General features: G+C 70.4%; 3 protein-coding genes. 2 read left to right on the forward strand and 1 reads right to left on the reverse strand.

Annotation, left to right across the window (positions count from 1 at the left end; all coding sequences use genetic code 11):
- Positions 1–283: 283 nt before the first annotated feature.
- Together ACFP2T_RS19625 and ACFP2T_RS19630 are read left to right on the forward strand one after the other, a co-directional pair.
- On the forward strand, positions 284–4,042 hold the full coding sequence (locus ACFP2T_RS19625) for an SbcC/MukB-like Walker B domain-containing protein (protein WP_377423862.1): 3,759 nt from the start codon (positions 284–286) through the stop codon (positions 4,040–4,042).
- Positions 4,039–5,361 (forward strand): DUF2399 domain-containing protein, encoded by a 1,323-nt coding sequence (locus tag ACFP2T_RS19630; RefSeq protein WP_377423864.1) that lies wholly within the window; start codon positions 4,039–4,041, stop codon positions 5,359–5,361. Before ACFP2T_RS19625 ends, ACFP2T_RS19630 begins: the two co-directional genes overlap by 4 nt.
- A 307-nt stretch (positions 5,362–5,668) precedes the next feature.
- Here the strand turns inward: ACFP2T_RS19630 and ACFP2T_RS19635 are convergent.
- The coding region (locus tag ACFP2T_RS19635; protein WP_377423866.1) for a transposase at positions 5,669–6,318 on the reverse strand (650 nt) is incomplete at its 5' end.

Below are 6,318 nucleotides of genomic sequence, written 5' to 3' on the forward strand. Positions count from 1 at the left end.
CGACGCCCCCAGCGGCCGGCTGCTGCTGCGCGGACCGAATGGTACTGGCAAGACCACTGCGCTGGAAGCGCTGTGGCCGTACCTGCTCGACCTGAACCCGCAACGGCTGGCGGCCGGCAAGGCCCGGCCCACCACGCTGGCGCTGCTGATGCGGGAAGGCGCCGGCAGCGCCAAACGACGGTGCGGATACCTGTGGCTGACCTTCGCCGCACCCAACGACGAGGGCCGGTACTCCTACGGGGCCAGGCTGCTCTACAGCGAGAGCGGCTCGCCGGCGGTGCGGGTGACGCCGTTCATGGTGCCCGGTGTACCGCTGGACGACGTGCCGCTGTACGGCTCCGGCGGGGCTTTCCTGTCCGCCGAGCAGTTCACCGACACGGTCACCGGCCACGGCGGCACGGTCTTTCCCCACGAAGACGCCTACGTCGCGCACCTGGCGACACGGATCTGGGTGGCCAACGAGCAGGAGCTGACCGAGCTGGCCAACCGGATCCGGGCGGTGCGTAACCCGACGCTGCTCGGTGATGTGTCGCCGCAGCGTGCCGCCGACGCGCTGCGGGACGCTTTACCGGGCATCTCCGACGACGTGGTCAGCGCCACCGCCGACGCGCTCGCCGAATCCGAAGCGACCCGCGAGGCGTTCCAGAAAGACCGGGATGCCGCCGTCGCGCTGGACCGGTTCGCCGAAGCGTGGGCCGGTCACGTCGTGGACGTTGTCACCGCCGCTCACGCCACCGCGAAGAAGGCGGTGGCCGACGCCGACACCGCGAGGAAGGCCCAGGCGCGCGTGGACCGGGAGCTGCGGGCCGCCCGCGAGGCTGACCGGCAGGCAATGACCCATCTGGAGACGGTGAAGCGGCGGGCCGGTGATCTCGACGCCGAAATCCGCGCGCTGGAGGAGTCGGAGCCGTACAAGGCCGCGGGTCGCCTCACCGACCTCCAGGAGCGAGTCAAAGCGGAGCAGAATACTGCATCGATCGCCATCGCCGCGTTCCGAGCGGCGGTCGAGTCCGCCAGAGACCATGCCGCGGCTCTGCGGAACACCGCCGGCGAAGTCTCCACGGACCTGGATGACCTCGTCACAGAGGCGGCCGGGCTCGATCCCCGCGCCCGGCCCGACCACCCGTTGCTGCGGTGCGGCACTCGGCCGCGAGCCGCGTATCTTGTCGGCGACGTGTCCATCGACCCAGGGCCGGGCACCGTCCTCGACGTCGGCATCGACCAGGTTGGTGTCGTGGTCGACTCCTGGCGCGGCCTCGCGAAGGAGCATCGGGCCAGGGCATCCGCGGCGCTGCTCGCGCTCACCGATCGCACAGAGACCAACGACGCTGAACGGGAGGCGCGGGACGCCGCCGAATCGGCGCGCTCGGCACAGCTGCGCGCCGAGGAGGGGCAGCGGCGGCTGGCCAGGGAGACGAACGCGACCCGGGCAGCCGTCCGGAAACTCGTCGACGCTGTCGACATCTGGTTCACCGATCACAGCGTCCTTGCCCCGGTCGCCGAAGCGGCGTACCGGGATGAGCACCCGGACGCTGCCGACGACGAGCGCATGGCCTGGCAAGGGCCCGACCTCAGCACCCTCACGGACGACGAACCGGCCCAGGCCATCGCCGAGATCGACCGCAGCGCGAACCTCGTCCGGACCGTCGGCGAGTCCGCGGCCGCCATCCTGCGCCACCGGTCCCACTCCGCACGCCACGAGGGCGTGCGGTTGCGTGCCGAACGCGACCGGCTGAGGGCCGAGGCACAGGTCCTGCGGGACGGCAAACTGCTGCCGGTCCCGCGGCCGGACTGGGCCGAACCCGTGGCGGAGGGCGCCGCGTTCGCCGACGCGGTCGAGTGGCATCCATCCGTCACCGATCCGGCCACCCGCGCCCGCATCGAGACGGCCCTCGTATCGAGCGGCCTGCTCGGCGCCGCACTCGTGCCTGACGGTGTCCGCACGGACCATTGGTATGTCGATGCCTCGGGCAGCAGCCACGCGGACTCCAACCTGTCGACCGTGCTGGTCATCGACGCAGCCCATCCCCACGCCGCGACCGCGCGGGAAGTCCTCAGACGAATCCTGCTGCGTGCTACAAGCGACGAAGCGGCCGGCGGGGCCGGTTTGGTGATCGGCCGGGACGGTACATTCGCCGCCGGGCCGCTTCGCGGACGGCCACCCGGGGTCGATAACGAGGAATCGCTTCGCCCGGCCGAATACGTCGGTGCGGCACAACGACGCGCCGCAGCTCTCGTCCGCGCGGCGGAACTCGACACACAGGCCGCCGCGCTCGACGACGAGGCGCACCGCCAGCACAGCATCGCCACTGCCAACGGACAGAACGCCACGAAGATCACCGACGCGATTCGGAGTTTCCCCTCCCGCTCCGCGACGACCCGCGCCGAAGCGGCCCGCGCGGCGGCTGCCGGTGAAGCCGCGACACTTCAGGAACTGGCCGGAACAGCGGCACGGGAAGCCGCAGAGCTGGCCGAGACGGCCCGGGGCAAGCGCCTGGAATGGGAACGTCGAACGCGATCGGCGGGTTTGCCCATCGACGTCAAAGACCTGGAACACCTCCGCGATGACGGCGCTCGGACGGCCAAGCACCTCGACATGTTGGGAGCCAAGCTGGGCACGCGCCTGCTCACCCGGCTCACCCGGCTTGCCGCAGCGGCCGACGATGACAGCCGCGACACCGCGAAATTGGCCGGTCAGCACGCCCGCACCGCGGCAGCGGTGGGACGCGCCACCAAACTCGCGGCCGAACACGAGGCGCTGGTCCGCGCCGTCGGCCTGAACGCCAGAGACGCGCTGGCCCAGCACGCCGCAGCCAAGTCCGAGCGCGAGATTCTGGAGGGTGAGTTTGTCGAAGCCGCTAACCGACACGATGGCACGCGCGGCGACGTGCAGCGGTTGGAGCTGGCTTGGCAGCATGCCGAACAGCGCGTCACCGACGCCGACCCACCCGTTGCGGCGGCCCAACGCCACCTGCACACCCTCATCGACGTACCCGGCGTCGCAGACGTCCTATTTGAACCGGCCACCGCGCCGCCGACCCCGAGCGCAGAGGACGACACGATTGTTCCGCGAATAGGGCAGGCACTGTCCGGCAAGCGGACGGTCGGCCGACGCCTGCTGCGGGAGCGGTACGACACCTGCCGGGCCGAGCTCGCCGGGCTGTGGACGCTTGATCCCGGCGACACGTACGAGGGCCTGGACACGTTCATCCTGACCCACGATGGTGTCGCCTACACCCCGCCCGCCTCTGCCGAGGCCGGCCGCCGGTTGCGCGACCGGGCCCAGCAGGCGCTGAACAAGGCCGAGGAGTCCGCGCTGCGCGACTTCGTGATCGGCCGCCTGCCCCTGGCGATCGGCACCGCGTGGGTGAGCATCGAAGACTGGGTCAAGGACGTGAACCGAAAGATGCAGAAGGCGGCCGCATCCTCGGGCGTGGGCGTGCGCATCAGCAAGGCGTTGGTGAAGGACCTCAGCGCCGCCGAACTCACCGTACATCGGCTGACCTGCAAGGAAACTACGCTCACCGCCGCCCAACAGGCGGAGGTCGGCGAGGCGCTGCAGGACCTCATCGCCGCAGCCGCCGGTGCGACCATGACCGAGCGGCTCGCCAATGCCATCGACGTGCGCAAGTGGCTCGACATCTCATACGAGATCGTGCGTCCGGACGGGAAGACCAGCCGCTGGACGTCCAAGACAGGCCTATCCGGCGGCGAACGCCGGCTGGTGGTCCTCGCCCCGATGCTCGCCGCGGTGGCCGCCTACTACGACCAGCTCGACCTGGCCGGACTGCGGCTCGCTGCCCTGGACGAGGTGCCCGCAGAGGTCGACGAACGCGGTCGTGAAGGGCTCGCCCGCTACATCGCCGAACTCGACCTCGACCTGATCTGCACCAGCTATCTCTGGGACGGGGCACCGGGTGCCTGGGACGGCATCGACGCGTGGGACCTGGAAGCCGGCCCGGACACGACGGTCGTCGCGTTCCCCATGCTCGTCCGCGGGCTCCACCCCCTGCCCGGCGACACCGCGCGGGAGGCGGGGTGACAGCACTCGACGGGACCTGTCCATGGTGCGGGGCGAACTGCGACGGGATCGACTTCCGGACGGTGCGCGGTCCACACATCGACTGGATCTGGCAGCAGCTCGCGGACATCGGCGACCGACGCGGCGACCGAGATCTCGCGAGCGGCACCGTGACCGTCACCGCCCCCAGCAGCCCGGCGGAACGCGCCGCCGCCCTCGGGCTGCTCGGCGGTCGAAGCCCTCGCAGCGGTCAGAAGATCAGAGTCAACCTCGCCGACCTCACCGCACGGCTGACGGCACACCACACCCGGCTCACACCGGGTATGGTCGCAGCCCACGTCATCGAACAAAGCCTTGGCGAGCGTGTTCGCGACAAGGCCAGACGCCACGACGCGCTCGCCCAGCTACGACAACAGGCGGTCGAGGCGTTCGACCGGATACCCGGCCCGGCACCGGTCCGACCCGACATGGCGACTGTGTGGCCTGCCCTGCAGCGCACGGGGTGGATCAGCCGGCTGATCGGCATGGACGACGGCCGGCTCCTCATCGACCAGGCCGCAGCCGTCATCGCGGCGCTGCCCGCCGGCGGTGAACGGGTCGACCGACGTCGGCTCGCTGATGGGGTCACCCGCTTCCCGCACGCGCTCGACACCGGGCCATTGCCCGGGCTGGTGTTGGCCATTCTCACCGCAGCCGGCGCGGTGCAAGCCGGTCTGCCGCCCCGCGCCGCCTGGGCAGCCGTCGGTGTCGACTGCGACGACCTGACCGGTGGGCTCCTCGCGCTCGGGATCTACCCGGCCGGCTGGTCGATCCCTGCGGAGGCCGTTGTCACCCTGCCACCCCGCGAACTTGCCCGCTGCGCCTGGCCGGCACCGTCCGGACCCGGAGGGTGCGTGTTCGTCACGGAGAACCCGTCCGTCGTCACCGCAGCCGCCGACCGCGTTGCGGCGGCGGCCAAGACGGCAGCTGCTGTCCGGTTGCTGTGCACCGTCGGGACACCGTCCGCGCTCGAAATCGCCGCTATCGGCAGGCTCGCGGACGCCGGTTGGCTGATCGCCGCGCGCGCGGACTTCGACCAGGCAGGCCTCCAGCATGTCGCCGCCCTCCTGAAAGGTGTACCGGCCGCTCGGCCGTGGCGCATGGGAGCCGCCGACTACGAGGCGAGTCTCGCCACCACGCCCGTCGATGACCGGACCCGGCTACGACCCGGTGCGTTGCCGGCCACATCGTGGGACCCCGCACTCCGGTACGCCATGGAGCACTGCGGGCTGGCTGCCTACGAGGAGAGCCTCATCGAGACCCTCCTCGTGGACCTGACGAACGGAAGCACGCCGGAGTAGCCAGAATCAGAGGTACTCGGCTGCCAGCGCGCACGCTCCCCGACGGGCCCGGGGCCATGATGAACGGCTGCACTCACCACCAGTTCTTCGTGCAGTGGCGGACCCTCCGCAAGAAACGGTCAGCATCCAGGTGGTCGGGACGCCAGGCCTAGTTCCGATCGCCGAGGCGGCCGACGGTAGCGCCGGTTTGATCAGGTTGCACGCGTGCGTGCCCTTCCCCTCGTAGCGTGGAGGGGCATCCTCAGCTGCAAGGGCCCATTGCGCGACGGGCCGAGATCGGCATGCTTAGTGAGCGTTTAGATGTGGGTTACTCGGGTGTGTTGAAGGTACGACGGGGTTGGCGGGTGGCGGGTCCGCCGCGGGTGAGGCGGTTGAGCATGCCGGTGATCGCGGCCCAGCGGATCATGTGTTCAGCGGTGGCGGGATCGGTCTCGTAGTCGCGGGCCAGGCGGCGGTGCAGCATCAACCAGCCCAGGGTCCTCTCCACCACCCACCTGCGCGGATGCACGGCGAAGCCTCGCTGGTCAGCTGGCTTACGCACGATCTCCACCGTGGTACTCAGGACACTCTTGGCCCAGTCGACGAACCGGCCGGTGAACCCCTGATCGGCGAAGACGTGCCGGATCGGGGTGGTCGCGTACGCGGCGAGCAGCGCTGCTTTGCCGCCGTCGCGGTCCTGCCAGCAGGCGGCCAGGACCCAGACGGTGACCAGCAGCCCGAGGGTGTCGGTGACGATGAACCGCTTCCTGCCGTTGATCTTCTTGTTCGCGTCGTAGCCACGACTGTCCGCGGGAACGGTGTCCGCGGCCTTCACACTCTGCGAGTCGATGATCCCCGCCGTCGGCTCCGCCTCGCGGTCGTGGGCGAGGCGGACCTGCTCGCGCAGCTCGGTGAGGATGAGGTTCCCCCGCTTTTGTGGAGTGGTGGCTAGCCAACGCTGGTTGGCGTCAGAGGGTT

Source organism: Plantactinospora solaniradicis (genome assembly GCF_042658085.1).
In the GTDB taxonomy this organism is placed as follows: Bacteria; Actinomycetota; Actinomycetes; order Mycobacteriales; family Micromonosporaceae; genus Plantactinospora; species Plantactinospora solaniradicis.